2 protein-coding genes are annotated in these 1,013 nt (G+C 77.6%); one reads left to right on the forward strand and one right to left on the reverse strand.

Translation table 11 applies throughout. The features are described from left to right. On the reverse strand, positions 1–345 hold a 345-nt coding region (locus tag ESO86_RS17610; RefSeq protein WP_277985251.1), incomplete at its 3' end, for a phosphoribosyltransferase family protein. Positions 346–526: 181 nt separating this feature from the next. Here ESO86_RS17610 and ESO86_RS17615 point away from each other — a divergent pair. Beyond that, on the forward strand, positions 527–1,013 hold a 487-nt coding region (locus ESO86_RS17615; protein WP_165308350.1), incomplete at its 3' end, for an alcohol dehydrogenase catalytic domain-containing protein.

Genomic DNA, 1,013 nt, shown 5'->3' on the forward strand with positions numbered 1-1,013 from the left:
GTCGCGGCCGCCCCGCAACTGCGCGACGCGGCGGTCGAGGGTCTGCTGCTCCTGCCGCTCGACGTCGGCGAACCGCCGCTCCGAGACGCGCGCGCGCCGCACGATCCCGTCGTCGACGACCCGCACGCCGCCCTCGCCGATGGCCCCCATCGCCACCTCGGACTGCCCGGGGATGCCGAGCTTGCGGACGACGATGACGTCGAGCGGTGCGTCGAGACCCTCGGCGACCGCGGCGGCGACCGGCACGCCCCCGCGCGGGAGCCCGAGGACCACCACGTCCTCGTCGCGGAACGCCTCGAGCCGCTCCAGCAGGGCGGCCGCCGCGTCGGCGCGGTCACGGAACATGCCTCCAGCATGCGCGCGGGTCGCCGCGGGCGCGAGGCCGTTGGTCCCCACGGTCGGGCGGGAGAGCGGATGCCGCGGCATGACCTTCGTCCTCCGCGCACGGCGCCTCCCGGCGCACGCTGGCAGTCGAGGCGACCGGCGACGACCCGCCCGCCGCCCGAGCCGGGAGGGAGACCGGGAGATGGACGCCTGGACGACGGTCGGCGACGGGCGACTGACGCCCTCGACGCCCCCCGAGCCCGACCCCGCCGCGGACGAGCTCGTCGTCGAGGTCGCCGCGTGCGGCGTGTGCCGCACCGACCTGCACGTGATCGACGGCGAGCTCGAACCGCACCGGAGCCCGGTCGTCCCGGGTCACCAGGTCGTCGGCCGCGTGGTCGCGACCGGACCCGGCGTGCGCCGCACCGCGGTCGGCGACCTCGTCGGGATCGCATGGCTGCGCGGGACCTGCGGTGCGTGCCGGTGGTGCCGGTCGGGCCGCGAGAACCTCTGCCCCGACGCGCGGTTCACGGGGTGGGACGCCGACGGCGGGTATGCGCGGTACGCCACGGTGCCCGAGGCGTTCGCGTACGCGCTGCCGTCCGACGCCGACCCCGTCGCCGTCGCGCCGCTGCTCTGCGCGGGCATCATCGGCTACCGCGCGCTCCGCCGCGCGAACCTGCCGCCGG

Origin of the sequence: Agromyces binzhouensis, from assembly GCF_004135055.1 — a bacterium.
GTDB lineage: Bacteria > Actinomycetota > Actinomycetes > Actinomycetales > Microbacteriaceae > Agromyces > Agromyces binzhouensis.